This is a genomic window from Bacillus sp. FJAT-27251, assembly GCF_001273925.1.
Classification (GTDB): Bacteria; Bacillota; Bacilli; order Bacillales; family Cytobacillaceae; genus Mesobacillus_B.
On record NZ_LIGG01000001.1, the window covers coordinates 906,970 to 932,876 of the forward strand.

29 protein-coding genes and 1 pseudogene are annotated in these 25,907 nt (G+C 51.1%); all 30 read right to left on the minus strand.

What is annotated here, in order from left to right; genetic code table 11:
* Nucleotides 1-263, minus strand: a pseudogene (locus ADU22_RS25130) (NADH-quinone oxidoreductase subunit C); the annotation flags it as partial.
* A 3-nt stretch (nt 264-266) separates the two neighbouring features.
* Nucleotides 267-779: a NuoB/complex I 20 kDa subunit family protein gene (locus tag ADU22_RS04215; protein ID WP_053361057.1), complete on the minus strand. Its 513-nt coding sequence runs from the start codon at nt 777-779 to the stop codon at nt 267-269.
* Complete coding sequence (locus tag ADU22_RS04220; protein ID WP_046523755.1) at nt 770-1,147, minus strand: NADH-quinone oxidoreductase subunit A; 378 nt, start codon at nt 1,145-1,147, stop codon at nt 770-772. Before ADU22_RS04220 ends, ADU22_RS04215 begins: the two co-directional genes overlap by 10 nt.
* A 539-nt stretch (nt 1,148-1,686) precedes the next feature.
* Nucleotides 1,687-2,094: a F0F1 ATP synthase subunit epsilon gene (locus ADU22_RS04225; protein ID WP_053361058.1), complete on the minus strand. Its 408-nt coding sequence runs from the start codon at nt 2,092-2,094 to the stop codon at nt 1,687-1,689.
* A 22-nt stretch (nt 2,095-2,116) separates the two neighbouring features.
* Nucleotides 2,117-3,538, minus strand: a complete 1,422-nt coding sequence (gene atpD, locus ADU22_RS04230; protein WP_053361059.1) for a F0F1 ATP synthase subunit beta — start codon at nt 3,536-3,538, stop codon at nt 2,117-2,119.
* A gap of 69 nt (nt 3,539-3,607) precedes the next feature.
* Nucleotides 3,608-4,465: a F0F1 ATP synthase subunit gamma gene (locus ADU22_RS04235; RefSeq protein ID WP_053361060.1), complete on the minus strand. Its 858-nt coding sequence runs from the start codon at nt 4,463-4,465 to the stop codon at nt 3,608-3,610.
* A gap of 81 nt (nt 4,466-4,546) precedes the next feature.
* Nucleotides 4,547-6,055 (minus strand): F0F1 ATP synthase subunit alpha, encoded by a 1,509-nt coding sequence (gene atpA, locus ADU22_RS04240; RefSeq protein WP_053361061.1) that lies wholly within the window; start codon nt 6,053-6,055, stop codon nt 4,547-4,549.
* 24 nt (nt 6,056-6,079) lie between these two features.
* A complete protein-coding gene (locus tag ADU22_RS04245; RefSeq protein ID WP_053361062.1) occupies nt 6,080-6,616 on the minus strand; it encodes a F0F1 ATP synthase subunit delta in 537 nt (178 codons plus the stop codon).
* Nucleotides 6,613-7,134, minus strand: a complete 522-nt coding sequence (atpF, locus tag ADU22_RS04250) for a F0F1 ATP synthase subunit B (RefSeq protein ID WP_053361063.1) — start codon at nt 7,132-7,134, stop codon at nt 6,613-6,615. The genes ADU22_RS04245 and atpF overlap by 4 nt, the downstream gene beginning before the upstream one ends.
* 171 nt (nt 7,135-7,305) lie before the next feature.
* Nucleotides 7,306-7,518, minus strand: a complete 213-nt coding sequence (gene atpE, locus ADU22_RS04255; protein ID WP_053361064.1) for a F0F1 ATP synthase subunit C — start codon at nt 7,516-7,518, stop codon at nt 7,306-7,308.
* A 68-nt stretch (nt 7,519-7,586) separates the two neighbouring features.
* Nucleotides 7,587-8,297 carry a F0F1 ATP synthase subunit A gene (gene atpB, locus ADU22_RS04260; RefSeq protein WP_053361065.1) on the minus strand — a complete coding sequence of 237 codons (711 nt, stop codon included), beginning with the start codon at nt 8,295-8,297 and terminating at the stop codon, nt 7,587-7,589.
* Between the two features lie 21 nt (nt 8,298-8,318).
* Nucleotides 8,319-8,696, minus strand: coding sequence for an ATP synthase subunit I (locus ADU22_RS04265; protein ID WP_053361066.1), 378 nt, complete (start codon nt 8,694-8,696; stop codon nt 8,319-8,321).
* 6 nt (nt 8,697-8,702) lie between these two features.
* Nucleotides 8,703-8,924, minus strand: a complete 222-nt coding sequence (locus tag ADU22_RS04270) for an AtpZ/AtpI family protein (RefSeq protein WP_053361067.1) — start codon at nt 8,922-8,924, stop codon at nt 8,703-8,705.
* 264 nt (nt 8,925-9,188) lie between these two features.
* The gene (locus ADU22_RS04275) at nt 9,189-11,411 is read right to left on the minus strand and encodes a S8 family serine peptidase (protein WP_053361068.1); all 2,223 of its coding nucleotides are present in this window, start codon (nt 11,409-11,411) and stop codon (nt 9,189-9,191) included.
* Between the two features lie 703 nt (nt 11,412-12,114).
* Entirely contained in the window at nt 12,115-13,263 is a 1,149-nt protein-coding gene (wecB, locus tag ADU22_RS04280; RefSeq protein ID WP_286132258.1) for a non-hydrolyzing UDP-N-acetylglucosamine 2-epimerase, read from the minus strand.
* Nucleotides 13,264-13,295: 32 nt separating this feature from the next.
* Nucleotides 13,296-13,925, minus strand: a complete 630-nt coding sequence (gene upp, locus ADU22_RS04285) for a uracil phosphoribosyltransferase (RefSeq protein WP_053361069.1) — start codon at nt 13,923-13,925, stop codon at nt 13,296-13,298.
* A gap of 181 nt (nt 13,926-14,106) precedes the next feature.
* Nucleotides 14,107-15,348 (minus strand): serine hydroxymethyltransferase, encoded by a 1,242-nt coding sequence (gene glyA, locus ADU22_RS04290; protein WP_053361070.1) that lies wholly within the window; start codon nt 15,346-15,348, stop codon nt 14,107-14,109.
* Nucleotides 15,349-15,553: 205 nt separating this feature from the next.
* Nucleotides 15,554-16,120 (minus strand): TIGR01440 family protein, encoded by a 567-nt coding sequence (locus ADU22_RS04295; RefSeq protein ID WP_053361071.1) that lies wholly within the window; start codon nt 16,118-16,120, stop codon nt 15,554-15,556.
* A 35-nt stretch (nt 16,121-16,155) separates the two neighbouring features.
* On the minus strand, nt 16,156-16,596 hold the full coding sequence (gene rpiB / locus ADU22_RS04300; protein WP_053361072.1) for a ribose 5-phosphate isomerase B: 441 nt from the start codon (nt 16,594-16,596) through the stop codon (nt 16,156-16,158).
* Between the two features lie 131 nt (nt 16,597-16,727).
* Nucleotides 16,728-17,168 (minus strand): low molecular weight protein arginine phosphatase, encoded by a 441-nt coding sequence (locus ADU22_RS04305; RefSeq protein ID WP_053361073.1) that lies wholly within the window; start codon nt 17,166-17,168, stop codon nt 16,728-16,730.
* A gap of 126 nt (nt 17,169-17,294) precedes the next feature.
* Nucleotides 17,295-17,846: a manganese efflux pump MntP gene (locus tag ADU22_RS04310; RefSeq protein WP_053361074.1), complete on the minus strand. Its 552-nt coding sequence runs from the start codon at nt 17,844-17,846 to the stop codon at nt 17,295-17,297.
* A 175-nt stretch (nt 17,847-18,021) separates the two neighbouring features.
* A complete protein-coding gene (locus ADU22_RS04315; protein WP_053361075.1) occupies nt 18,022-18,222 on the minus strand; it encodes a hypothetical protein in 201 nt (66 codons plus the stop codon).
* Between the two features lie 32 nt (nt 18,223-18,254).
* Complete coding sequence (locus ADU22_RS04320; RefSeq protein ID WP_053361076.1) at nt 18,255-19,310, minus strand: L-threonylcarbamoyladenylate synthase; 1,056 nt, start codon at nt 19,308-19,310, stop codon at nt 18,255-18,257.
* A 186-nt stretch (nt 19,311-19,496) separates the two neighbouring features.
* Nucleotides 19,497-19,934: a GNAT family N-acetyltransferase gene (locus ADU22_RS04325; RefSeq protein WP_053361077.1), complete on the minus strand. Its 438-nt coding sequence runs from the start codon at nt 19,932-19,934 to the stop codon at nt 19,497-19,499.
* A gap of 147 nt (nt 19,935-20,081) precedes the next feature.
* Nucleotides 20,082-20,471, minus strand: coding sequence for a KGG domain-containing protein (locus tag ADU22_RS04330; RefSeq protein ID WP_053361078.1), 390 nt, complete (start codon nt 20,469-20,471; stop codon nt 20,082-20,084).
* Between the two features lie 229 nt (nt 20,472-20,700).
* Entirely contained in the window at nt 20,701-20,940 is a 240-nt protein-coding gene (locus ADU22_RS04335; protein ID WP_053361079.1) for a hypothetical protein, read from the minus strand.
* A gap of 119 nt (nt 20,941-21,059) precedes the next feature.
* Nucleotides 21,060-21,698, minus strand: a complete 639-nt coding sequence (spoIIR, locus tag ADU22_RS04340; protein WP_053364464.1) for a stage II sporulation protein R — start codon at nt 21,696-21,698, stop codon at nt 21,060-21,062.
* A 146-nt stretch (nt 21,699-21,844) separates the two neighbouring features.
* On the minus strand, nt 21,845-23,413 hold the full coding sequence (locus tag ADU22_RS04345; protein ID WP_053361080.1) for a Vga family ABC-F type ribosomal protection protein: 1,569 nt from the start codon (nt 23,411-23,413) through the stop codon (nt 21,845-21,847).
* Between the two features lie 335 nt (nt 23,414-23,748).
* Nucleotides 23,749-24,609 (minus strand): peptide chain release factor N(5)-glutamine methyltransferase, encoded by an 861-nt coding sequence (gene prmC / locus ADU22_RS04350; RefSeq protein ID WP_053361081.1) that lies wholly within the window; start codon nt 24,607-24,609, stop codon nt 23,749-23,751.
* On the minus strand, nt 24,602-25,675 hold the full coding sequence (gene prfA / locus ADU22_RS04355; RefSeq protein ID WP_053361082.1) for a peptide chain release factor 1: 1,074 nt from the start codon (nt 25,673-25,675) through the stop codon (nt 24,602-24,604). The genes prmC and prfA overlap by 8 nt, the downstream gene beginning before the upstream one ends.
* Between the last annotated feature and the right edge of the window lie 232 nt (nt 25,676-25,907).

A 25,907-nucleotide genomic window follows, 5' to 3' on the forward strand; every position in this document is an offset into this window, starting at 1 on the left:
TTCGCAAGGTCGTCATCATCACTTGATGCCGGTTCTGCTGCCCCGCTTTCAGCGAGTTCCTTTTCCTTGCGCTTGGCGGCAGCTGCCGCTTTCGCCTGCGCTACGGCTTCGGCCTTTTGCTTTGCCAGATCATCTGCCGGCTCGGTATTCCCGGCTGTTCCCTTTTCAGCGAGTTCCTTCGCCTTCCGCTTTGCGGCTGCTGCGGCTTTTGCCTTGGCGACCGCCTCTTTCTTCAGCTGTTCCAGATCCTTTTCCCCGCTCATGAGTTAGATCACCCTCTTCCCGGTCTTCGCCTCGTAACGGATTTTCTCTTTTAATTTGTTGATTCCATAAATCAAGGCTGCCGGATTCGGCGGGCAGCCCGGTATGTACACATCCACCGGGACAATCTGGTCAACGCCCTTGACGACGGAATACGATTTGATATACGGTCCCCCGGCAGTTGCACAGGATCCCATGGCAATGACCCATTTAGGTTCAGCCATCTGGTCATACAGCCTGCGAACGGTTGGCGCCATCTTCTTTGTCACGGTTCCCGAGACGATCATCACGTCCGATTGGCGCGGCGAGTTCCGGTAGAATGTCCCAAAACGGTCCAGGTCATAATGCGCCGAACTCGAGGCCATCATCTCGATCGCACAGCAGGCAAGGCCGAATGTCATCGGCCAGAGCGAGTTGCTCCGCGCCCAGCCTTTTACCTGTTCAAGTGAGGTAAAAAGAATATTCTGTTTAATTTCTTCATACTCTGCATCTGTCACATCATAAAGTTTTAAATCCATTTGAGCACCTTCTTTTTCCATGCGTAGATGAGCCCGATCAGGAGCATCACAACAAAAATCAGCATCTCAATCAAAGCAAAGATTCCTAGTTTTTCATAGGCGACCGCCCATGGATACAAAAATACTGTTTCTACATCAAAAATAACGAACATCAGGGCAAACACGTAATACCGGACATTGAATTGCACTCTGGCATCATGGAATGGTTCCATTCCGCTTTCGTACGTCGTATACTTCGACTCGATCGCTTTGTACGGCGGTCTCAGGAGCTTCGCTGCGAACAGAGCTACCACGGGCAGCAAAATCCCAAGACATAGGAACACAAAGACGATCAAATAATTATTTTGATATACGTTCAAAAGTTCCATGCCCATCCCCCCATTGTTGTAAAATTTCTTACTATTAAAATATGTAACCGATAACAATTATATCATTGTTGCCAAAAAGTGTCGATAAACCGTTTTGCCTTTTTCCCAAATATCCCCTGTGTTGAGCGTGTATTTTTTTGCATAATAATTTTGTTTTTTAATAAACTTTGTTCATGTTTATGAATTGGGAGGGTGAGATTAGACCTGGAAATGCAAGGAAGGGCCGGAAGCACTAATTTTTGAAGGTTTTCTCTTGGAATCTAGCATATTGGGAGAGGGAAAAATGAGATAATGCTGATTTGCCGTTGGATAATCCTGATATCCGGTGTTTTAATCCTGATTTGCCTCGGGATAAACCTGATATCCGCTGTTTTAATCCTGATTCACATCGGGATAATCCTGATTTATCCCCGGTTAATCCTGATTATCCCCCGGATAATCCCGATTTGACCCTGTCCCGTATTTCACCTCTCCGCCTCCTATTCACCACGCACAAACCAAAAAACACCTCCCGCAAAAGCGGAAGGTGCCTCTTCGATCTATATTCTTCTCTGTGCAATGGAGATCCGGTTGATTGCGCGCTGCAAGGCTAGCTCGGCGCGTTTGAAATCGATGTTTTCCTGCTGGCGTGCCTGCAGGCGCTGTTCGGCACGCTCTTTCGCACGAACGGCGCGCTCGATGTCGATTTCGCTCGATTTTTCAGCTGTCTGGGCAAGGATTGTGACCGTGTCCGGGCGGACTTCAAGGAAGCCGCCGCTGACAGCGACATAATCGGTGTCTCCGCCTTTTTTTAACCGAACCGCACCGATTTGCAGCGGTGCAACCATCGGGATATGGCCTGGCATGATTCCAAGTTCGCCTGTCTGCGCCTTGGTGCTGACCATTTCCACTTCTGAATCATAAACCGGTCCATCAGGAGTAACAACATGGACTTTCATCGTCTTCATTTTTTACCCTCCTGGTCCGAGATTAGGCCTCTACACCCATGCGTTTTGCATTCTCGATGACCTCTTCAATACGGCCGACTAGGCGGAACGCATCTTCTGGAAGGTGGTCATACTTGCCATCAAGAATTTCCTGGAAGCCTTTAACCGTTTCCTTGACTGGCACATAAGAACCAGGCTGGCCGGTAAACTGCTCGGCAACGTGGAAGTTCTGGGACAGGAAGAACTGAACGCGGCGGGCACGGTGTACGACAAGCTTGTCTTCGTCACCCAGCTCGTCCATACCAAGGATTGCGATGATATCCTGCAATTCACGGTAACGCTGCAGTGTAGACTGGACGCGGCGTGCCACTTCATAATGCTCTTCGCCGACAATCTCGGGAGAAAGCGCACGTGAAGTAGAAGCCAGCGGGTCAACCGCCGGGTAAATACCCATTTCGGAAAGCTTACGCTCAAGGTTTGTTGTTGCATCCAAGTGGGCGAAAGTTGTCGCCGGAGCCGGATCCGTATAGTCATCGGCTGGTACATAGATCGCCTGGATGGAGGKAACGGAACCTACGTTAGTAGATGTGATCCGCTCCTGCAATTTACCCATTTCAGTAGCAAGTGTCGGCTGGTAACCTACCGCTGATGGCATACGGCCAAGAAGGGCGGAAACCTCGGAACCTGCCTGTGTGAAACGGAAGATGTTGTCCATGAAGAAAAGAACGTCCTGTCCTTGCTCGTCACGGAAGAATTCCGCCATGGTCAAGCCAGTCAGGGCAACACGCATACGCGCTCCCGGCGGCTCGTTCATCTGGCCGAATACCATCGCCGTCTGCTTGATAACGCCGGAATCAGTCATTTCATAGTAAAGGTCATTTCCTTCACGGGTACGCTCACCGACACCAGCAAATACGGAAATACCGCTGTGCTCCTGGGCGATGTTGTTGATCAATTCCTGGATAAGAACGGTTTTACCTACACCGGCACCGCCGAAGAGGCCGATCTTACCACCCTTGATGTAAGGGGCAAGCAAGTCAACAACCTTGATTCCAGTCTCAAGAATTTCTACTTCTGTGGATAATTGCTCAAACGTTGGCGCTTCCCTGTGGATAGCGTCACGGCGTGCATCAGCCGGAATGGCCGGGTCAAGGTCGATTGTCTCTCCCAAAACGTTGAATACACGGCCAAGTGTTACGTCACCAACTGGTACGGAGATGGCTGCACCTGTGTCGACAACCTCCACGCCGCGCATAAGGCCGTCTGTTGAGGACATCGCGATTGTCCGCACTGTGTCATCACCCAAGTGAAGGGCTACTTCAAGGGTTAGGTCGATGTCCACTTCAGATTCATTCTGCGCTTTATTAACGATCTTCAATGCGTTATAGATCTCAGGAAGGCTGCCGCTTTCGAACTTCACGTCAACAACCGGACCCATAACCTGGAGAACGCGTCCTTTGTTCATCTTGTTCCCTCCTATCGTACTCTTTCCTGCTATATCGTACAGGACCCTAACATCCTGTTTTTATCAATATTATTCCAGCGCTGCTGCGCCGCCGACAATCTCGGTGATTTCCTGCGTAATCGCGGCCTGGCGGGCACGGTTATAGCTGAGGCTCAGCTGGCCGATCAGATCTTTCGCATTGTCCGTCGCGTTCTTCATTGCGTTCATGCGCGCGGCATGTTCGCTGGCCTTGCTGTCAAGCAATGCCCCGAAGATCAGGCTTTCCGCGTATTGAGGCAAAAGAACCTCAAGGATTTCTTCCGCATTCGGCTCGAATTCATAGGAAGTAAGCTTCGTCGGAACTTCAATGTCCGTCAGCGGAAGAAGCTTCTTCTCGGTCACTTCCTGTGAAATGGCGCTCACGTAGTGGCTGTAATACACATACAGTTCATCGAATGTGCCGTCCGAGAACATGCCAACAGCACTGCTGGTGATGTCCTGGATTTCACTGAACGATGGCTGGTCGGCCACGCCTGTGATATCTAGAACGACATTCATGCCCTGTTTAATGAAAAAGTCGCGGCCTACCCTGCCGATGGCGATGATGGCGAACTCGTCATTCGACTTATGGCGGCTTTTGACTGTCTGGAATACCTGGCGGATGACGTTGCTGTTAAAAGCACCGGCAAGGCCGCGGTCCGACGTGATGACCAGATAACCCGTCTTCTTGACCGGGCGGCTCACTAGCATGGGATGAGTGGAGTCCTGGCTTCCCATTGCAATGGAGGCCGTTACTTCCTGGATTTTCTCCATGTAAGGGACGAACGCTTTCGCATTCATCACTCCGCGGTTCCATTTGGAGGAGGACACCATTTCCATCGCCTTGGTGATCTGGCTCGTCTTCTTCGTCGAATTAATCCGGTTTTTAATATCGCGTAAAGATGCCATAGGTTCTCACCACCCTTTTAGAAAATGTTAGATAAAATTTCTTAAGTCAGCGCCCCTGATTATGAGGCGCCAACCTTAAAATTATTCCGATACTGCAAACGTCTTTTTGAAGTCGTTGATTGCAGCGGCCATATCTTCGTCCTTTGGAAGTTCCTTGGTCGTGCGGATATGGTCTAACACTTCTTTGCGGTTGTGGTCTAACCATGTATGGAATTCAGCTTCGAAACGGCGGATGTCCGTTACCGGAATATCGTCGAGGAAGCCGCGTGTCAATGCATAAAGGATGGCAACCTGCTTTTCAACGGAAAGCGGCTTGTTCAGATCCTGCTTCAGTACTTCAACTGTACGCGCACCGCGGTTCAGCTTCGCCTGTGTTGCTGCATCTAGGTCGGAACCGAACTGGGAGAATGCTTCCAGCTCACGGTAGGACGCAAGGTCCAGACGGAGTGTACCGGCAACCTTCTTCATCGCTTTGATCTGCGCGGATCCACCTACACGGGATACGGAAAGACCAGCGTTGATCGCCGGACGCACGCCGGAGAAGAACAGGTCGGACTGAAGGAAGATCTGTCCATCCGTGATGGAAATAACGTTTGTCGGGATATAGGCAGAAACGTCCCCTGCCTGTGTTTCGATAAATGGAAGCGCCGTAATGGAGCCTGCACCTTTCGCATCGCTCAACTTCGCTGCGCGCTCAAGCAAGCGGCTGTGAAGATAGAAGACGTCCCCTGGGTAGGCTTCACGGCCTGGAGGACGGCGAAGCAGCAAGGAAAGCTCACGGTAAGCGGCTGCCTGCTTTGTCAGGTCATCATAGATGACAAGAACGTGCTTGCCATCGTACATGAATTCTTCCGCCATGGATACACCTGCATATGGAGCAAGGTAAAGAAGCGGTGCCGGCTGGGAAGCCGAAGCGGTAACAACGATTGTGTAGTCCAATGCGCCATTTTTACGAAGAGTTTCAACCGCATTACGTACAGTTGATTCCTTCTGTCCGATAGCTACATAGATACAGATCATGTCCTGGCCCTTTTGGTTCAGGATCGTATCGATGGCAACAGATGTTTTACCAGTCTGGCGGTCACCGATGATCAGCTCACGCTGTCCGCGGCCGATTGGCACAAGGGCGTCAATCGCCTTGATACCAGTCTGCAATGGCTCATGAACAGATTTACGGTCCATAACGCCAGGTGCATTGTACTCGATTGGACGAGTTTTTGTTGTATTGATTGGACCCATGCCATCGACTGGCTGTCCAAGGGAGTTCACGACGCGGCCGATCAGCTCCTCGCCAACCGGAACCTCCATGATGCGGCCCGTGCGGCGGACCTCATCGCCCTCGCGGATTTCCGTGAAAGGTCCAAGGATAATGATACCAACGTTATTTTCCTCAAGGTTCTGAGCCATACCCATAACGCCGTTTGAAAATTCGACAAGTTCTCCAGCCATGGCGTTATCAAGACCATGAACACGGGCAATTCCGTCACCAACGGAGATGACTGTACCCACATCACTTACTTGAATTTCCGCCTGATAGTTTTCTATTTGCGACTTTATCAGCGCACTAATTTCTTCAGCTTTGATGCTCATGAGTTTCACCCCTATCTACGAATCTCAGCCTAACAATCTGCGTTCCAGGCGATCAAGCTTGCCGCGGAGGCTGCCGTCAAAAATGCGGTTGCCGATGCGCAGCTTCACGCCGCCGAGCAAATTGGAATCTGTAATGTTTTCAATGCGAAGTGCCGTTTTGCCGACCTTTGGTGCAAACGCCAGGGAAAGAGCTTCCTTCTGGGCATCGCTAAGCGGCTTGACACTGTAAACTTTGGCTTCCGCCAATCCTTTGGCACTGTTGGACAATTCAATGAATTGATCGGCCACTTCGGGAATGATCTCCTCGCGGTGGCGGTCGGACAATACCATAAGCAGGTTTTGCACATACGTGCTTGCCCCTGCAAAGGATGACTGCAGAAGCGCTTTTTTCTTTTCAGCTGCAAGTTTTGGAGACTTCAATACCGCGGCAAGGCCCGGGTTGCTCTGGAACACTTCCTTCACAACGCGAAGCTCGTCCTCCACTGTATTCAGAAGGCCGTTTGCCGATGCGACGTCAAAAAGTGCCGCAGCATACCGTTTTGCAATTGTCGGGTTGCTCATCGGCCTTCTCCTGCCTCATTAATATACTCGTTGATCAGCTTTTCCTGCTCTGCTTCATTCAGTTCCTTCTCAATTACCTTGGAAGCGATCATGACAGACAATGTAGCAACCTGATCACGGATAGCCGCGACAGCCTGCTCTTTCTGCTGCTGAATTTCAAGCTTTGCAGATTCTTTAAGGCGGTCAGACTCGGTGCGTGCAAGCTCAAGGATCTCTTCACGCTGCACATCGGCCTGCTTTTTCGCGCTTTCAATCAGCGCTGCTGCTTCCACGCGCGCCTGTTTCAATAGCTCGCGCTGTTCTTCGAGGTTCTTGCTGGCTTCGGTACGGCTCTTTTCCGCCGCATCGATTTGGCCGGCAATATGCTGTTCACGCTCGTTCATGACGCTCATCAGCGGGCCCCATGCGAACTTTTTCAATAATGCCATCAAAATTAGGAACATGGCCAGCTGGAAAAGGATATCTCCAGTATTCAATTGGCCTGCTGCTGCCCCTAGTACGAATAGATTGGTATTCACCCAAGGTTCACTCCCTTCAGTAGTGTTCACTTCAAGAGAAATAAGCTTTATCAAGATAAAAATGTCAAGCGCCCGGCCTCAAAAAGGCTTATGTATGGCGCCTTTCGTGTTAAAAGGCATAAAGGAATGGCGAAGCTCCTGTTTATGTGATCTTCGCCATTGTAAGTATCATTATTGGCCAACTACCATAAACGCGATAACAACCGCCATGATTGGAATCGCCTCTACGAACGCAACCCCGATGAACATAGTAGTTTGAAGCATTCCGCGAGCTTCTGGCTGGCGGGCAATTCCTTCAACTGTTCTTGATACGATCATACCGTTACCCAAACCTGCACCTAATGCTGCTAAACCAATTGCGATTGCTGCTGCTATTGCACCCATTAATGTTTCCTCCTCGAAATATAAAATGTATTGGATGTTTGTTCATAAAATGAACAGGTTATATATTATTAATGGTCATGACTTACCTTGTGAGAAATGTAGACCATTGTTAACAAAGTGAAAATGAAAGCCTGGATGGAACCGATAAAGATAGAGAATGCCTGCCATACAATCGTCGGCACAATTGCGACAATGGCACCGCCAAATGAACTGGCAAGGCCGCCCGCAAGCAGGGTGAGCAGGATTTCACCTGCGTAAATGTTCCCGTATAGACGCAAACCTAGAGTCAGAGTATTCGAGAACTCCTCCAATAGTTTCAGTGGGAACAGGAATGCAACCGGCTGGACAAAAGTTTTGGCATACTCTTTTGTTCCCCGCAGTTTTACACCATAATAATGGGCAAGTGCTGTGACCATTACCGCCAGGGTCAAGGTGATGACCGGGTCGGCTGTCGGTGATTTCCACCAAAGGTCATGTCCTACAGTAATAGCAAATGGCAGACCCAGCATATTTGAAACAAATATGTACATAATCAATGTCAGGCCCAATAGATGGAATCTCCCACCTGTTTTCCAATCCATGTTGCTGTTAATGATGTTCTTGACAAAGTCCATAACCCATTCGATAAAGTTCTGGGCACCAGTCGGTTTCATCGCAAGTTTTCTTGTGGCAAGTACCGCAATCAAAAATACGATAGCGCTGGCAACCGTAATCATCAGGACGTTGGACAGGTTAAACCATAGACCCATAAACTCTTTCATAGGAGCTTCATGATTCAAACGTATTCACCTCTTTTCCCGCTATTTACGTAAATGAATGGATTGTAGGAAAAAATCTATCATAATGACAATGGGAAATGTCATTAATCCCAGAATAACACTGATGAAATGGAAGGTATCAGGATACCTGGTGGCAATAATCACCGCGAGTACGGCTGTGGCCATCCTTGAAAGCGTACCCAATGTTCGGACCTTCCCATCGCCGGAAGCGACAGTCTCGCCAAGCTTCTCGGTTTTTTTCGCCAGTAACCAGACATTAAAAAAGCCCAGACTTGTCCCAAGGATTAACCCTGCAAAAACAGGCTGGTAAGAGGTGAAACCCCATCCAAGGACATACACAGCCAGCAAATAAAACATGTATTGTCGATATCGTGATGTCATCTGCTGCAAATCCGGCATTTTTTATTAATCTCCCGCGTTAAAGTAGCGCAGTGTCGTGATCACCGCATAAACACCTGCCGCCAGACCCGCGAAAATTCCAATAATCAGAAAAAGCGGTGCGGTTGCGAACCTTTCATCCAGCCATCTGCCCGAAAAAACGCCAATCAGCACACTGCCGGACAATTGTGATAGAATCGCAGACGTCAAAGCCATCGCCTTGAACGGGCGCTCATTGTTTCGGCGCATAAAAAGCATCCTCATTTTTAAGGGAATGATGATGGGGCAGGGGGCAAAACAAGTTCTGAAAAGCGTTGAAACGACAATCTTTTCAACACTGTAAACCTTACCATTTACGTCCTTTGTAAGCATACAATAGGCGCTTGTCAATTGTCAATCCATTCAAGCTAAAAAGTTCACATACTTATCACTTTTACAAATTTCCATTACTGGATATTTTTAAATATTATATCACAAAAGAATGGAGAGGGGATTTCCCCTCTCCATTTTGTTTCAATCCTCAGGTGGAGGAATAAAGATGAATGTCTCCACATCATGCTCCACTCCGGCTTTCCGGGCGAAAACCTTGGCGATAAATCCACCCTCCCCCGGAAGCTTGCTGGCCGGGAGATCCTTTTGGAGAAGACCTTTTTTCATATTCCTTCCCCAGTCGAGAAAGCCGATGAACCGGAAGTCATCCGGGTCGAACAAGGCAATGCCGAATTCTTCGGCTCCTCCAGGCAGATAGACTTCATAGCGGAAGCACCCCGGTTTGTCCCCCGGCGAAAAGGCAAAACCCATCACGCGCGGATAATCCGGTTCCTCAAGTACATACAGGTAGGGAATGGTGATCGCGCTGCTTCCTTCCTGTAAAACCAGATAGCCGTCGTGCAGCTTTTTTTGAAAGGCTGATGGGTCGACAGTCAGCCTGAGTTTCAGCTTCCTCTTTTCGCCAGGAGCCAGTTGAAACGTGAGCGGCAGTTCCCAGTCCAGGCCGTCTTCCCGCTTTGGCACTTGGAATGAATACCTTTTAGATGACCGGCCATGGTTTTGGACTTCAATCTGGGCAGCATGCTCATGCATCCTGTCGGCCAGCTGGAATTTCCCAAACTGTAGCGATCCCGGAAGCACCAGCGTTTCGGCAGCTACGGCCTTTTCGGCCTGGATTCTTCCAGCGCCCTGCTCGTAAGTCCTGTACGCCCTGCCATCTTGTGCGGCAATCGGCTTGGCTGTATTCATCAGCGCGGCTTTTATCTGCTCGGGGCTCCAGTCGGGATGCGCCTGCTTGATGAGGGCGGCGGCTCCGGCGACATGCGGCGAGGCCATGCTTGTGCCCTGCAGCGAGAGGTAGCCGCCAGGAACGGTGCTATTGATGGCCACGCCTGGCGCCACGACATCGGGCTTGATGTCCCAAGTGCTTGTCACAGGACCGCGCGAGCTGAAGTCGGCCAGCTGGTCGCTTTCTTCTATTAATATGAATCGCGTGAACAGGGACTTGTCCTTGAGTTTCTTCCTGAGCTTTTCCCCTTCTTCCTTTGACAGCGAGGCTGCAGGAATCTCCGCTTCTCTTTCCAGGTTGCCAAGGAAGTTCCCTTTTGTATTGTTGTAGATGATTACTCCCAGCGCCCCGGCAGCCGCCGCATTGTTCACTTTTTCGGTAAATGTCAGGCTGCCTCTTTGAATCAGGGCGATTTTGCCTGCCGCTTGCAGCAGCTCCTTCTTCCGGCCAATTCCCCCCTCGACGATTTCGATGCTTTTGTCAAACTTCCAGCTGGCAGACCCTTGAAGCATTTCGAGCCTGATTCTGTCCTGGGAATCGGAAAGCATCAGATAGGGAATTTTAAGCGGCGGAGTCGAGGCGCCGACCGAGATGGCCTTCGCTGCCGTCCCCGGCGAGCCGACTGTCCAAATATTCGGGCCGGAATTCCCTGAGGAGGTGACCGCGGTGATCCCCTGTTCCACTGCTTTATTGAGCGCGAGCGAAATCGGCAAATCAGGCCCATTGATTTCATTGCCGAGCGACAGGTTCAGGATGTCCACTTTATCCTGGATCGCCTGGTCAATGGCGGCCAGCACCTGCTCGGTCGTGCCCATCCCCCCAGGACCCAGTGCCCGGTAAGCGACGATTTTCGCTTCAGGCGCAATCCCCCGCATCCGCCCATTGCCGGCGATGATCCCGGCTACATGGCTCCCGTGCAAGGTGCCGGTTCCATGCAGGCCCTTCGTTTCCATCGGATCCCGGTCGCCATCGACAAGATCATGCCCGCCGGCATAATTCCTTCTAAGGTCAGGATGCTCGTAATCGATGCCGGTATCGATGACGCCAATCGTGATTCCTTTGCCGGAAAGCCGTTCCCCGTTTTGGTCAAAAATGCTTCGGACCGCTTCGCCGCCGATCAGCTCCATATTGGGAGCGGCTTCCGTTTTGTACGTCTGCACCGGCGACAGGGTGAGGATGCCTTTGTTCCGCTGTATTTTCTCCAGCTCTTTTAGAGGGCCTTCCACCGAGTAGCCGTTGAATGCATGCTTAAAAATGCGGCGCAGCTTCAGCTTTGGGAAATCTGCAAGCTGCTTTTTAATCGCCTCTTCTGAAGGAGGATGTTCGGTTTGCACTATGGCCACTGTATGTACGCTCTTATTTTCACTAGGAAGAGGCGGATGCTGCAGCTTACGTGGGCTCTGACTCCCCCCAGTTAAAATCAGCAGCGCCAGCATCAGACAACTAAATTTCCGCATCAAAAGCACCCTCTTTTTTTCTTTATCGTTGGCAAGAGAGGGTAAGAGTATGCAAATAGGCTGGAGTTGTGGAATCGATGTGTGTGGATTTGGGTTGAGCACCGTTCTATTGTCGGGTTACATCATTTTATTTGCCGGAAAAAGGATTTTATTTGCCGATTTGTTTATTTTATTTTCCGGAATCGAGTTTTTATTTGCCAAAATGGCGGGTCTATTTGCCAATGCACTGTTCTATTGTCGGGTTTCGCTTTTCTATTTGCCGAAAACAAACTTCTATTGTCCGCAATCRACGTTCTATTGTCCAAATACCTCTTTCTATTTGCCGGTACCTATCCTATTGTCCAGTTTCGCATTTCTATTTGCCGGAAACGCACTTCTATTGTCCGCAATCAACGTTGTATTGTCCAAATATCGATACCTATTTGCCGGTACCTATCCTATTGTCCAGTTTCGCATTTCTATTTGCCGAAAACACACTTCTATTGTCCCCAATCAACGTTCTATTGTCCAAATACCTCTTTCTATTTGCCGGTACCTATCCTATTGTCCAGTTTCGCATTTCTATTTGCCGGAAACGCACTTCTATTGTCCGCAATCAACATTCTATTGTCCAAATACCTCATCCTATTTGCCAAACTCAGCACTCCGCCCAACTTCTTCCCGGGCACAAAAAGAGCGCCCTACAAAAAAGGCGCTCTTCCTCTCATTTCGGCCGGTATTCTTCCGGCCTTTCGTCTGTCTGTTTAAAATAAAACCTAATGGCGTGGGCGATCCTGGCGGAGGCGAATCCGTCTCCGTACGGGTTGACGGCCTTGGCCATTTTTTCATAAGCGGCATGGTTGGTGAGCAGCTCGGTGGCCATCTCGTAGATGGGCTGCTCTTCGTTCCCGGCCAGCTTCAGCGTGCCGGCTTCGATTCCTTCCGGCCGCTCGGTTGTATCCCGGAGCACCAGTACCGGGACGCCGAGCGACGGCGCTTCTTCCTGGACGCCGCCGGAATCGGTCAAAATGAGATGGGCTCGGGCAGCGAAATTGTGGAAATCAATCACGTCCAGCGGCGGAATCAGAAGGATCCGCTCATCGCCGCCGAGGATTTCATCGGCAATCTCGCGCACAGCCGGATTCAGGTGGACGGGGTACACGACTGAGACATCCTCCTGCTCCTCCACAATCCTTTTGATTGCCCGGAACATGCTGCGCATCGGCTCACCAAGGTTCTCGCGGCGGTGGGCCGTCATCAGCAACAGCCGCCCGCCGCCAATCCGATCGAGAACCTCATGAGAATAGGATTCTTTTACCGTCGTCTTCAATGCGTCGATCGCCGTATTCCCGGTCACAAAGATGCTTTCTTCCTGCTTGTTTTCACGCAGAAGGTTTTCAGCCGCTTTCGATGTAGGTGAAAAATGAAGGTCGGCCATCACTCCGGTCAGCTGGCGGTTCATTTCCTCCGGGAACGGCGAATGCTTATTCCAGGTCCGCAGGCCGGCCTCGACATGGCCAACCGGAATCTGGTTGTAATACGCCGCCAGGCTGGCGACAAACGTGGTGGTCGTATCGCCATGGACAAGAACGATGTCGGGCTTTACTTCCTTCATCACTCTGTCCAGGCCCTCAAGCCCCCTGGTCGTCACATCCACCAGCGTCTGGCGGTCCTTCATGATATTGAGGTCATAGTCCGGAACAATCCCGAAAATCTCCAGCACCTGGTCGAGCATTTGGCGATGCTGCGCCGTCACGGTGACAATCGATTCAAAATGGCTTTCCTGCTTCTGCAGTTCGAGAACAAGCGGCGCCATCTTGATGGCTTCAGGCCTCGTCCCGAAAATTGTCATGACTTTGATTCGCCGTTGCACACAATCCACTCCCCGCTCATTGAAGTTCGTGATTACTTCGTGCCAAACAGGCGGTCGCCTGCATCTCCAAGGCCAGGCACAATATAGCCATGGTCATTCAGCTTTTCATCAAGAGCCGCAATATAAATGTCCACATCAGGATGAGCTTCTTTAAGCACGTCCACACCCTCCGGAGCCGCAATCAGGCACATGAACTTGATATGCTTCGCGCCGCGCTTTTTCAGGGAGTTGATCGCTTCAACCGCTGATCCGCCTGTCGCTAGCATTGGATCGACGACAATGAAATCGCGCTCTTCCACATCGCTTGGCAGCTTCGCGTAATATTCAACCGGCTTCAATGTTTCCGGGTCGCGGTAAAGGCCGATATGCCCAACCTTCGCTGCCGGAATCAGTTTCAGGATGCCATCGACCATGCCGATGCCCGCACGCAGGATCGGAACCAGTCCCATCTTCTTTCCGGCAAGGACCTTGGACTTTGTTTTTTGCACCGGCGTTTCCACTTCAATATCCTGAAGCGGCATGTCGCGCGTGATTTCAAACGCCATCAGCGTCGCCACTTCGTCGACCAGCTCCCGGAATTCCTTTGTTCCGGTGTTTATGTCGCGGATATACGTCAGCTTATGTTGAATAAGAGGGTGATCAAATACAAATACCTTTGCCATGAAGATCTCTCCTTTAAAATGGTCATTTTTATGTAAGGCAGCCGCCTGCCCAGCCAATGGGCATCGCAAAAAACTGGTTACCGTTCACACTCCGTCTCATTTTACAGAAAAAAAAGTCTAAGAGCAACACAAGACAGCACAAAAAAGACGGCCCCCGCTAAACAGGAACCGCCTTTAATCATTATAGACTCGGATAAAGCTCGAACTGGCTTGTCAGCTCTTCGACACGCTGGCGTGCTTCGGCCAACTTTTCTTCATTGTCATGGTTTTTAAGGGTGAAAGCAATGATGCTTGCGATTTCATCCATCTCTGCATCGCCAAAGCCGCGGCTTGTGACGGCTGCGGTTCCGATACGGATGCCGCTTGTCACGAATGGGCTTTGCGGATCGAATGGAATCGTATTTTTATTGACTGTGATGCCGACTTCATCGAGCACGTGCTCGGCGACTTTTCCAGTCAAATCTAGTGAACGCAGGTCGACAAGCAGAAGGTGGTTGTCGGTTCCCCCGGAGACAAGATCGATGCCCTCTTTCTTCAGGCCTTCCGCAAGGCGCTGGGCATTGGTGATGATCTGCTTCGCATAATCCTTGAAGCTGTCCTGGAGCACTTCGCCAAAGGATACCGCCTTTGCGGAGATCACATGCATCAGCGGGCCGCCCTGGATCCCAGGGAAGATCGACTTGTCGATTTTCTTCGCGAATTGTTCCTCGCACAGGATCATGCCGCCGCGCGGACCGCGAAGCGTCTTATGGGTCGTCGTCGTAACAAAATGGGAATGGGGCACCGGATTCTGGTGCAGGCCAGCCGCAACCAGCCCGGCAATATGGGCCATGTCTACCATCAGGTAAGCGCCGACTTCATCCGCGATTTCACGGAACTTTTTAAAATCGATCTCGCGCGGATACGCACTGGCACCAGCGACGATCAGCTTTGGCTTATGCTCGAGCGCTTTTTCGCGGACAACATCATAATCGATCATATGTGTCTTTTCATCCACACCGTATTCAACGAAGTTGTACTGCACGCCGCTGAAGTTGACCGGGCTGCCGTGGGTCAAATGGCCGCCGTGGGAAAGGTTCATCCCGAGAACGGTATCTCCCTGCTCAAGAATCGTAAAATAAACCGCCATATTGGCCTGGGCGCCGGAATGCGGCTGGACATTCACATGCTCTGCCCCGAAGATTTCCTTGGCGCGGTCGCGGGCAATGTCTTCCACAATATCCACGTATTCGCAGCCGCCATAATAGCGTTTGCCAGGATAGCCTTCGGCGTATTTGTTCGTCAGGACGGATCCTTGCGCTTCCATTACCGCTTCACTGACAAAGTTCTCCGAGGCAATCAGCTCGATTTTTGTGCGCTGGCGTCCCAATTCCTTCTGGATGGCCTCATATACCTGGCGATCCTGCTCGATAAGATGCTTCATTTTATGCTCCCCCTTCTGCTTCACTGCTGCCGAAAAATTATGTAGCTTTATAGTATGTTGCAAGAAAATTCTTTTTAATTGTAGCCCATGTTGGCGGGAAAAGAAAGCCGGAAATGGCTAACTTTCGTCATTTGGCTAAATTGAAAGCGAATTTATATAAAACCAATGCCAAAAAACGCGAAAAAAGCCCCATAAAGGAGCGTTTTTAGCATTTTTCGTTCGCCTTTGTTCTTTCATAAACGGCCCTGGTGCCGCCGATCAGCTTTGGCCTTGTCATCGCCAGTGTCACATAGGCTTGTCCCAGAGTCTTCTGTGCCACGCGCACTGGAACAGCCACATGCTTGAGGTGCATGCCTATCAGCGTGCTGCCGATATCAATGCCCGCATCGGCTTTCACAAACTCGACAACCGCCGGGTCCTCCATATGGTTGTAGGCATAAGTGGCCATCGCCCCGCCTGCCTTCCTGACAGGTATGACGGAAACTTCCTCAAGGTTCCTGCCTTCAGCGGTCTGACGTTCAACAACAAGCGCCCGGTTCAGGTGCTCGCAGCACTGGAAAGCCAGCTGGACTCCCGTCTCCTCCCGAAGCTTCCGCAGCTGCCTGAAAATCAGCGCTGCCACCTCTTCACTGCCGGCCGTGCCAATTTTTTCACCAATGACCTCGCTCGTGCTGCAGCCAACCACCAAAAGCTGCTTGCTGCTGACGTTCACCTGATTCCTGAATTCATCGAGAATGCTGCTCAACTCGTTCTCCCATTGATTGACTGTCATCGGCTTCCCCTCCTGGCCATTATTTGGCATGCTGTTTACTTATTTTCGTAAGAAGCGATCTTGCCAATGCGGTTCGCATGGCGTCCGCCTTCGAATTCTTCCCCAAGCCATGCTTTCGCGATTTCGCGGGCAAGCCCCGGCCCGATGACGCGCTCTCCCATCGCGATTATATTGCTGTCATTATGCTGGCGGGTAAGCTTGGCGCTATACACATCGTGGACGAGCGCACAGCGGATTCCCTTTACCTTGTTGGCGGCAATGCTCATGCCGATGCCTGTTCCGCAAATCAGGATGCCGCGGTCAAATTCGCCTTGCGCCACCTTCTCGGCAACCGGCAGGGCATAATCCGGATAATCGACCGATGTCTCGCATTCACAGCCGAAATCCTCATATTCAATGCCCATTTCATCCATAAGCTGCTTGATTTCTTCACGGATGTTGATTCCGCCGTGATCGGAAGAAATTGCTACTCTCATGAAGGTTTCCTCCTCCTATTTCACTATCATCGTTATTTTCTCATAACCTCCACGAATTATAAAGAAAACTCGCCAGCCGGCGAGCTCTTTTAAAAGCTGGGTAAAAATGAGGCAGATTCGCTGGACAAGGACTATTTCTCCCATTTCGCCAATGATTTTTCAATCGCCTGTCTGATTTCACCGAAGCTCTCACGGTACATTTCCACACTGCCGCCATAAGGGTCGGCGATATCGTACGGTCCCATTTCATCGGCAAATTCGCGCAGAGTGAAAACCTTGTCCTTCGCCTGGGGGAAATGGGAGATGACCGCACTTTTATGGCTGGCTGTCATGGTCAGGATCAGCGTCGCCCAGCCGACTTCCTCTTCGGAGAGCTGGGTGGACTGATGCTCCAGCGGAAGCTTGTTTTCCTCCAGTACTTGCTGCGCATTGGGGGACAGCGCATCACCATTCAGCGCAAAGACGCCTGCCGACTTGACTTCCACTCCGGGAATTTGTTTGCTTGTTAAAATTGCAGCCGCCATCGGGCTGCGGCAGGTATTCCCGGTACAGACAAACAGTACGCGTTCCATGTAACAGCCTCCTTTTACTGTTTTTTTCCTATTATACTCGCTGCGGAGGAAATAAGAAAAAAAAAGACACCTCGAATAGGTGCCAATTTTATCTATTCAACCTTACCCTACGGTACCAGGCAACGCTCACGGCAGCAGCAGTTTTATGCCAAATGCCAGCAGGATGCTGCCGCCCAGGGCTTCGCTGTATGTACCGATCCAGTGCTGCATCCGCCGGCCCAGCAGCAGCCCCGCCCAGGTCAATATTGTCGCCGCCACTCCAAAGCAGATGAGAACCAAAACCGTCCTGGCTCCGTAAATCCCGAGCGTCAATCCGACTGAAAAGCTGTCAAGGCTCACGCCAAGCGCGAAAAACAGCAAGCCGATTCCCGCAGGGGAAATCAGGCTGGATTCGTCTTCCTTAAAACTGCCCCAAATCATCTGGATGCCTAAAAACAAGAGCAAAATTCCGCCCAGATAGCCTGCAAGCGAGCCAAACTGCTCCGATAAAAACCGGCCTGCCCCCATGCCAAGGAGCGGCATCCACACATGAAACAGGCCGATGGTAATACCTATTTTAAAAATCTTCCTTCGCGACAGCCTGTACATCCCCATGCCGAGGCCGACCGAAAAAGCATCCATCCCCAGCGCAAATGCCATTAAAACAAGAGTCACCATTTCTCCCCATACTGCCGTCATTCTTCAGCCTCCCTGGTCGAGTCCGTGGACTTGCTAATTCAGCATATGCACGTCCACCAGGGTTTAGAAGCAAATCCCGGCAGGCGGGACTTTTAATGGGGATTACTGCCGTATCGGTGTAATTACCGCATGTTTGCGACTGTATACCGGGGGTTTACGACAAAACGCAGTCCACTCACGACAAACCAGGCTGCTTTACGACGAACCAAGTTGCTTTTACGACAAAACCCGCCAGACTCACGACAAAATGCAGGTCCCTTACGACAAACATAACAACCTTTTCACCTCTTACAACAAAACGAACCGCGTTTACGACAAAACGCGGTCCACTTACGACAAACCAGGCTGCTTTTACGACAAAACCAACAGGCCTCACGACAAAACGCACACCCCTTACGACAATCCCGCCTACATCCTGCCTTCCCGCTCAATCACCGGGAATCCGGATGCCTTGGTGAGGCGGTTCATAATCGCGGCACCGACGCCGGTTTCCGTAAAAACTTCGCCAAAGATGATGTCGACAGGGCTTTCATTAAATGCCCTCAATGTGTCATAAAGGTGCTCAGCCACGCTTTCGGGCTCATTCCGCCGGCCGCAGGCAAAAATCGTGTCCGCCTTGTAGCGGCCCGCATTTTCCTCGGTCGTCATCACGCCGACCTTCATCCCCTCTGCCCGCTTTTCATCCACCAATTCCTGAATTTCGGCCGCGCTGCCGTCGACCAGATACAAAGGTGCGTTCGGGGCATAGTGGCGGTATTTCATTCCCGGGGATTTCGGCGCCTGATCCGGATCGGCGAGCGCCGGGTCCGCAGACACCTCGCCAACGACCTCCTCCAGCTGCTCAAGCGTGACGCCGCCTGGACGCAAAATGACCGGCACCTCTCCCGTACAGTCGACCACCGTGGACTCCACCCCGACCCCTGTCGGCCCGCCGTCCACAATCCCGGCAATCCTGCCTTCAAGGTCATCTGCCACATGCCCAGCCGTTGTCGGGCTTGGACGTCCGGATAAATTGGCGCTTGGCGCGGCAATCGGCAGACCCGTAGCCTCAATGACGGCCAGTGCCACCGGATGCGCCGGCATTCTCACTGCCACCGTTGCAAGCCCGGCTGTTGCCAGCTCGGAAAGATGGCCGTCCTTTTTCTCCAAAACAAGCGTCAGCGGTCCTGGCCAGAAGGCCTTCATCAGCTTCCTCGCCTGCTCCGGCACTTCAGCGACAAAACTCTCAAGCTGCTTTTCGTCTGCAATATGAATAATAAGAGGGTTATCGCCCGGCCGGCCTTTTGCGCTAAAAATCTTCGCGACCGCATCGTCACTCTCCGCATTTCCGCCCAGTCCGTAAACGGTTTCCGTCGGCAGGGCGACCACTTCATTTTGTTTCAGCATTTCTGCTGCCTGTGTAATTTGTGGATATGTTATTAAGTTACCCACAGATTTATCCACTGTCCACATTTTCGTCTTCATGCTTGTCTCCCTTTGCTTTTTGGAATCTCAATCCCTAAACTAGTTCATTTTTCCCTATTTTCACGGGACTGCACTGTTAATTTCTATGAAAGTATAAAAGAAGTCCCCATGGAAGACAAGTTATTATCCACAAATTGTGCATAATTCGCGCTTTTCCGTGGATAACTTTGCGGACATATCCACATTTTACAAAGGCATCTTCATTACAATGCACTTATCCACATCCAAAGCCTGCTTCATGTGACTATTTTTATACAAGCTGACAGGCAGGTCTTCCGTCTTTTGAAAGCCCATATTTTGAAAAAAGGACGCAGCCTGCTCTTTATTGGTAGCAAGGTAAAGAGCGTTAAGCTGCTTTTTTTCCGCCATCGCGACCACCCTGTCAAACAGGAGCAGCACATCTCCCTGTGAGGTGCCCGGTGACAGGACGAACGAGCGCAGCAGCCCGGCGCTGCCAGCTGGCTCGATGCCAATGCAGGCTTTGAGCTTTCCATTTCTTGTTTCCAACAGGGAATAAAATTCAATATGGTCCGCCACACCGTCACAGCTGACATTTGCCTGCGCTAAAAAAGATTCCAGTCTTTTAATATCCTTCACTTCTGCTTCACGAATATGCTCTTCCATTTTCCCACCCCGCTTTTTCATCTCTACTAATATGTATGGCAGCAGGTGAAAAATAGAACTATTTCTGCTAGACAGAAAAACCCGGTACTGCTTTAGCAGCACCGAGCCCCTCAATGTTTTTTCGGTTTTCAGTTAAGTTGCAATCTATTAATCGTTGTTGTTGCGGGCATTGCCGCCTTTTTCGCCAATTTCGCGGTAGAAGTCTTTGTCGTGGTTTTCGGAAGTTGCTTCTCCGCCCTTGCGGCCAATTTCCTGATAGAACTCTTTGTCATGATTCTCGGAAGTCGTTTCTCCGCCTTTGCGGCCAATTTCCTGATAGAAATCCTTATCATGGCTCTCAGCGGTTGCTTCTCCGCCTTTACGGCCAATTTCCTGGTAGAAATCCTTATCATGGTTATCAGCGGTTGCTTCCCCGCCTTTGCGGCCAATTTCCTGATAAAACTCGCTGCCATGGTTCTCGGCTGTTGCTTCGCCGCCCATGCGTCCTCGTTCCTCACGTGACATTTTATCGTTATTGTTGCTATTGTTTTTTGCCATGATCTCTCACTCCTTCAGGTTGTTGTTTTGTTGTTACACTCCTTATATATCCGCTTCTCCCGTTTTAAAACAGCTTGTAAGAATCTTTAATCTGCTTGTCTTATAGAAGTAACATAATTGGTAAAAGGTGCGGCCTTTTTGGCACATGGTCCATGTTTTACCAGTGGACAACCATTTTTTATATTAAAAAACCAGCCTTTCATATAGGAAAGACTGGCTTCAAGCTGCTTCAAGTAGAATGTTGATTTCCGTTCCAGGCGCTTCGCTTTCCGCGGGACGGGCGGTGAGCCTGTCTCGCTTCGCCTCCTAGAAACTCAACAAACTTCAGCTCCTCCGACAGAAGCAAAGAACGCTTCTTTGTCGGAGCTTCCAGTTTGCTCGTTTCTGAACAGTCGGCATACGCATTTCCTGCTCCTCGTCGCTTGTGCTCCTGCGGGGTCTCACCTGTCCCGTTAATCCCGCAGGACATTGAATGTGCTTCCTTGAACCTGCCCACGCACGAAGAAAATGCGTTAGCATTTTCGAGGAGTCTTCGCGCCTTCCACTCCAATCAACATGCTTTAACCTCAATATATCCTTCTTTAAAATCTACCCAAATATCTTATCCCACAGTTCGACGAGGAAGAAGCGGACTTCGACGGGGGATTCGTCTTGTTCTTCGTAAACCGGGGCCTTTTCTGCGGTTTTTTCTTCTGCTGGTTTTTCCTCAAAGCCTTCGCTTGTTGCTTCGCCGTTGGAGAAGTCGAGGAAGCACAGCGGCGGAAACAGCACGCACCACCAGTTGGAGCCTGTGCCTTCACCGAGCGTGATTAAAATTGCTTCATATTCGCCCGCGGGATAGAGGAATTGGCCATACAGCTTAGTTGGAAAGCTGACTGTGCCAAATTCGGTTTTTACACTCTGGTCCAATCCTTGTGAGGCAATTACTTCCTCGGCAATCTGCTGGATTTCCGGCAGCCTTGACTGGATCAGGGTCCGCGCTTCATCGAGCGAAGTCAGGTCCTGCACCCAGTTGGTGATCTCCGCGTTGACTGCATCCCTCACAAGGCGTTTGGCTTCCTGGTCCTTCGCCGAATCGCTGTCGGCAAGGATTCGCAGGCGGATCGCTTCGTTTGGGATGACCATTGGATCCTGCGCCGTCGCTTCGGCCTGCGGCATATATAAATTTAAAATAGTAGCTATGGATAATAAAAGAATATAAAGTCCTGCAAGTAGTTTTGTTTTCATTTCCAGCACCGTCCCTTCACTAGTCACAGTGTGGACAGTTTGCTAGATTCTTAAACTATCAATGTTGAAATTGTTTTTATGATGTATACGCGCGTTGGTCAGGGGGCCTTCCCGCGGCTGCGGAGCCCCTTCCCATCCGCACTTGCTCACCTCTCCTGCAGCTTCCGCTTTTCTGCCAGGAGGCGCTGGAATTCCTGCTCCAGTTCCGGCGTGGGCTCAAGGCTCAGCCTGCTCAGCACGTCTGTCAGCCTTGTTTCGATAATCAGCCTGGAATCCTCCCCCGCGTCCCGCTCCTTGGGAACATGTTCACGGAATTCCTGATAAGTGCCTTCAAACAGCTTGATTTCACCATTGCTTATTTCAAGGATCGAGCTCGCCACATTTTCCACCAGCCGGCGGTCATGCGAGACGAACAGCACGCTCCCGCTGTAGTCTTTTAACAAAGATTCAAGGGCTTCCACCGATTGAAGGTCAAGGAAGTTGGTCGGTTCATCCAGCACCAGTGTGTTCAGGTCGCTGACAAACAGCTTCGCCAAGGCGACCTTGACGCGCTCGCCGCCGCTCAGCACCCCGACCGGTTTATGCACATCGTCCCTGAAAAAGTGCAGCCGCGCCAGGACCGTGCGGATTATACTTTCCTCCTGGCTGGAGTCTGAGCTGACATTTTCCAGAATCGACTTCTCCACATCGAGGATATCAATGTTCTGGCTAAAATAACCGACTTTTACAGCAGGAGATATCGTAATGCCCTTTTCCTCGCTGAGCAGCTTTTTCAGCAGCGTTGTTTTGCCGCTGCCATTGGCGCCGATAATTGCCAGCTTGTCGCCGCCGCGCACCTGAAAACTGGCTTCCCTCCATAGAGCCTTTTTTCCGATTTGTCCCTTCAGCTTTTCTACCCGGAAAATGATCCGGTTTCTAAAGCTTTCTTCATTGTGAAGCTCCATTTTAATCGCGGGTGCTTCTCTTGCCTTTTCGACCTTTTCAAGCTTTTCCAGCCTGGTCTCGATCGCCTTGGCTGTTTGCTCAAGCTTCTTTTGCTTTTTGGCGAAGTACGGCTTGGCACCCGTGATTCTCGCTTCCGAGAGGCTGACTCTCTTTGGAGCCTTCGTCGCCCGCTCCGCCTTTTTCACCTTCAGAGCCAGAGCCTCCTCCAGCTGCCGCTTCTTTTTCTCGTATTTCTCAAAGGCCTGCTCGTGCTGGCGGCGCTCCAGTTCCTTCTGGGCTGCATATTCGGAATAATTACCTTTGTATGCTTTTACTTTTCCTTCTTCCAGCTCCCAGATGACTGTGCAAAGAGCATCGAGAAATGCGCGGTCATGGGAGACGAGGACGAGCGCCCCCTGCCAGTTCCCAAGCTTTTTTTCAAGCCAGGCAATATGCCCGGCGTCCAGATGGGTCGTCGGTTCATCCGCCAGCAGCAGTGCCGGGCTGCTGGCCAGCGCCATTTTGATATATTCCTGTGTCACTTCCCCGCCGCTTTTTATGCTGTCCGTTCTTTTCAGCTGCGGCAGAAGATCGCAGGTGCCGTTTCTTGAGACCGCTCCGCTCTCCGGCCCTTTTTTTCCAGACAGGATTTCAAGCAGCGTCGTCTTGCCGCACCCATTCCGGCCGACAAGGCCAATCACATCCCCCTTTTCGATCTGCAGCTTTTCAATATCCAAAAGAAGGCGGTCCTTCATAAACAGTTTTATCTGATTTGCTTCCAGCAAGGTCATGTTATCATCCCCATTTTTTTCTGATTTCGCAGGGACTTTAGCAAAACAAAAAGCCCCCTATTCAGAATAGGAGGCATGGGCGTACAGCAAAGAGACTTCTCCCTCTGCCCCAGCGTCTAAAGTCCTATCCTATCCTGAAAACTCCAATTGAGGCAGCGCAAAATAAGCAGTCTGGGCTGCTTAAAATGGCCTTCAATTAGCTGGTTTTCGAAAAATAGGATTAGAACTTCATTGCATTGGGTCACCCTTCCGTTTTTTATTACTATAACCATAATGGATTGGCAGCGAAGATGTCAACTGCAATTTCCAAAAATGGGCAAAAGGCGGTGCCAAGGTCAGCCAATCTCAGCGTACACCATCCGGTCCTTGCCATTGATGTCATCGACAATTTCGACATTTGCCTGCGGGAATGCCGACTTCAGCAAACCTGCCACTGCCACTCCCTGGCCGGCGCCGATTTCAAAGGCCACCAGGCTTTTTTCCTTGAGGACGAGCGGCAGCTCCTCCATAAAGCGCCGGTACAAATTCAGCCCGTCCTCTCCTGCGAACAAGGCGAGATGCGGCTCGTGCCCGGTGACGACTTCGGACATCCACGACTGGTCGCCTGCCGGGATATACGGCGGATTGGAAACAATCGCGTCAAACTTTTTTCCGGACTGAATCAGCGGCTGCAGCAAATCCCCTTGCTTAAAATCAACCTCCGCGCCGAGGCCGGCACCATTTTCCCTCGCGGTTGCCAGTGCTTCGGGCGAAAGGTCGGTCGCCGTCACATTCAGGGATGGCCTCTCAAGCTTCAGAGTGGCAGCAATGGCGCCGCTGCCGGTTCCAATGTCGGCAAGCTGCAGATTTTCCTGCATGCCGAACATTTTTTCCAGCCGCCGGAGCGTTCCCTCAATCAGCTCTTCCGTTTCCGGCCGCGGAATCAGCACCGAAGGATTGACCATGAACCTCCGGCCGTAAAACTCCTCATGGCCGATGATGTACTGCACCGGCACACCTTCATGATGGCGCACCACAGCCTGCTCAAAAGCTGTCCACACCTCCGGGTCCAGCTCGTCGCGCATGCTGGCGAACAATTGGGCCCGGCTCATCCCGGCAAAATGGCGAAGCAGGATTTCCCCCGCGTTTTCATCCCGTCCTTTTTCTTTTAAAAAAGAAGAAGCCCAGTTCAGGGCTTCGAATATTTTTTTACTCATTGCTGGCATTCTCCAGGCGGCTGGACTGATCCTCCATGATGAGGGCGTCGATGACTTCATCAAGCTTGCCCTGCAAAATCTGGTCAAGCTTCTGGATTGTCAAGCCGATGCGGTGGTCGGTCACGCGGTTTTGCGGGAAGTTATACGTACGGATTCGCTCGGAACGGTCCCCTGTACCGACCGCCGATTTGCGCACCTGGTCGTATTCCGCCCGGGCTTCCTGCTGGAACTTGTCATAGACGCGCGCGCGCAGGACCTTCATCGCCCTGTCCTTGTTTTTATGCTGCGACCTTTCATCCTGTGAAGTAACGACGATTCCAGTCGGGATATGCGTCAGACGGACAGCCGACATCGTCGTGTTAACGCTCTGGCCGCCGGCGCCGCTGGATGCGTACGTGTCAAAGCGGATATCTTTATCATGGATTTCAATGTCGACCTCTTCCGCTTCAGGAAGGCAGGCCACGGTGGCCGTCGACGTATGAATCCGGCCGCCTGATTCTGTTTCCGGCACACGCTGTACGCGGTGGGCGCCATTTTCGTACTTCAGCTTGGAGTAGGCGCCGTTTCCGTTAATCATAAAAATGATCTCCTTGAAGCCGCCCACGCCAGTCGAAGTCTGGTCCATCACTTCGACCTTCCAGCCCTGCGCTTCGGCAAAGCGGCTGTACATGCGGAACAGGTCGCCGGCAAACAAGGCTGCCTCGTCCCCGCCCGCCGCACCGCGGATTTCCATGATAACGTTCTTGTCATCGTTCGGGTCTTTCGGAATCAGGAGGATTTTCAGGCGGGCTTCAAGCTCCTCGACCTGGTCGTTAAGCTCCGAAATTTCCTCTTTCACCATCTCGCGCATATCCGCGTCAAGCTTATCCTCGAGCATTGCCTTGGCGTCCTGCAGCTGCTCCTTCGCTTCTTTATATTCCCGGTAAGCCTGGACGGTTTCCTGGATATCGGACTGCTCCTTCGAATACTCGCGCAGCTTGGCCGGATTACTGACAATATCAGGATCACTTAAAAGCTCATTCAGCCTTTCATAGCGGTCCTCAACGGCTTGAAGACGATCAAACACAGTACTTCACCTCTATTTTATATATTAAAAATCATCTTAGTTAAAACCATTGCCCAGAGCAGAGCATGCTAAACGGGCATTTTGTATATAGATCCATAACTATTCAATTATAGTATAGGCAGAAACCAGCGTCAAAACCAAATTAGGGGAGGTGCGCAGAGGAATGCGGGACGTAGGATATTTTTTATTTGGACAATAGGTTTGCGTTTCGCGACAATACAACTGCTTTTCC

What these genes read in the sequence shown, in the direction of transcription:
- ADU22_RS04215 (WP_053361057.1), bottom strand. Translation starts at nt 779, where the DNA reads ATGGATTTAAAACTTTATGATGTGACAGATGCAGAGTATGAAGAAATT.
- ADU22_RS04220 (WP_046523755.1), bottom strand. Translation starts at nt 1,147, where the DNA reads ATGGAACTTTTGAACGTATATCAAAATAATTATTTGATCGTCTTTGTG.
- ADU22_RS04225 (WP_053361058.1), bottom strand. Translation starts at nt 2,094, where the DNA reads ATGAAGACGATGAAAGTCCATGTTGTTACTCCTGATGGACCGGTTTAT.
- ADU22_RS04235 (WP_053361060.1), bottom strand. Translation starts at nt 4,465, where the DNA reads ATGGCATCTTTACGCGATATTAAAAACCGGATTAATTCGACGAAGAAG.
- atpA (WP_053361061.1), bottom strand. Translation starts at nt 6,055, where the DNA reads ATGAGCATCAAAGCTGAAGAAATTAGTGCGCTGATAAAGTCGCAAATA.
- ADU22_RS04245 (WP_053361062.1), bottom strand. Translation starts at nt 6,616, where the DNA reads ATGAGCAACCCGACAATTGCAAAACGGTATGCTGCGGCACTTTTTGAC.
- atpE (WP_053361064.1), bottom strand. Translation starts at nt 7,518, where the DNA reads ATGGGTGCAATAGCAGCAGCAATCGCAATTGGTTTAGCAGCATTAGGT.
- ADU22_RS04265 (WP_053361066.1), bottom strand. Translation starts at nt 8,696, where the DNA reads ATGCCGGATTTGCAGCAGATGACATCACGATATCGACAATACATGTTT.
- ADU22_RS04270 (WP_053361067.1), bottom strand. Translation starts at nt 8,924, where the DNA reads ATGCGCCGAAACAATGAGCGCCCGTTCAAGGCGATGGCTTTGACGTCT.
- ADU22_RS04275 (WP_053361068.1), bottom strand. Translation starts at nt 11,411, where the DNA reads ATGCGGAAATTTAGTTGTCTGATGCTGGCGCTGCTGATTTTAACTGGG.
- upp (WP_053361069.1), bottom strand. Translation starts at nt 13,925, where the DNA reads ATGGCAAAGGTATTTGTATTTGATCACCCTCTTATTCAACATAAGCTG.
- glyA (WP_053361070.1), bottom strand. Translation starts at nt 15,348, where the DNA reads ATGAAGCATCTTATCGAGCAGGATCGCCAGGTATATGAGGCCATCCAG.
- ADU22_RS04295 (WP_053361071.1), bottom strand. Translation starts at nt 16,120, where the DNA reads ATGACAGTCAATCAATGGGAGAACGAGTTGAGCAGCATTCTCGATGAA.
- rpiB (WP_053361072.1), bottom strand. Translation starts at nt 16,596, where the DNA reads ATGAGAGTAGCAATTTCTTCCGATCACGGCGGAATCAACATCCGTGAA.
- ADU22_RS04305 (WP_053361073.1), bottom strand. Translation starts at nt 17,168, where the DNA reads ATGGAACGCGTACTGTTTGTCTGTACCGGGAATACCTGCCGCAGCCCG.
- ADU22_RS04310 (WP_053361074.1), bottom strand. Translation starts at nt 17,846, where the DNA reads ATGACGGCAGTATGGGGAGAAATGGTGACTCTTGTTTTAATGGCATTT.
- ADU22_RS04320 (WP_053361076.1), bottom strand. Translation starts at nt 19,310, where the DNA reads ATGAAGACGAAAATGTGGACAGTGGATAAATCTGTGGGTAACTTAATA.
- ADU22_RS04325 (WP_053361077.1), bottom strand. Translation starts at nt 19,934, where the DNA reads ATGGAAGAGCATATTCGTGAAGCAGAAGTGAAGGATATTAAAAGACTG.
- ADU22_RS04330 (WP_053361078.1), bottom strand. Translation starts at nt 20,471, where the DNA reads ATGGCAAAAAACAATAGCAACAATAACGATAAAATGTCACGTGAGGAA.
- ADU22_RS04335 (WP_053361079.1), bottom strand. Translation starts at nt 20,940, where the DNA reads ATGTCCTGCGGGATTAACGGGACAGGTGAGACCCCGCAGGAGCACAAG.
- spoIIR (WP_053364464.1), bottom strand. Translation starts at nt 21,698, where the DNA reads ATGAAAACAAAACTACTTGCAGGACTTTATATTCTTTTATTATCCATA.
- ADU22_RS04345 (WP_053361080.1), bottom strand. Translation starts at nt 23,413, where the DNA reads ATGACCTTGCTGGAAGCAAATCAGATAAAACTGTTTATGAAGGACCGC.
- prmC (WP_053361081.1), bottom strand. Translation starts at nt 24,609, where the DNA reads ATGAGTAAAAAAATATTCGAAGCCCTGAACTGGGCTTCTTCTTTTTTA.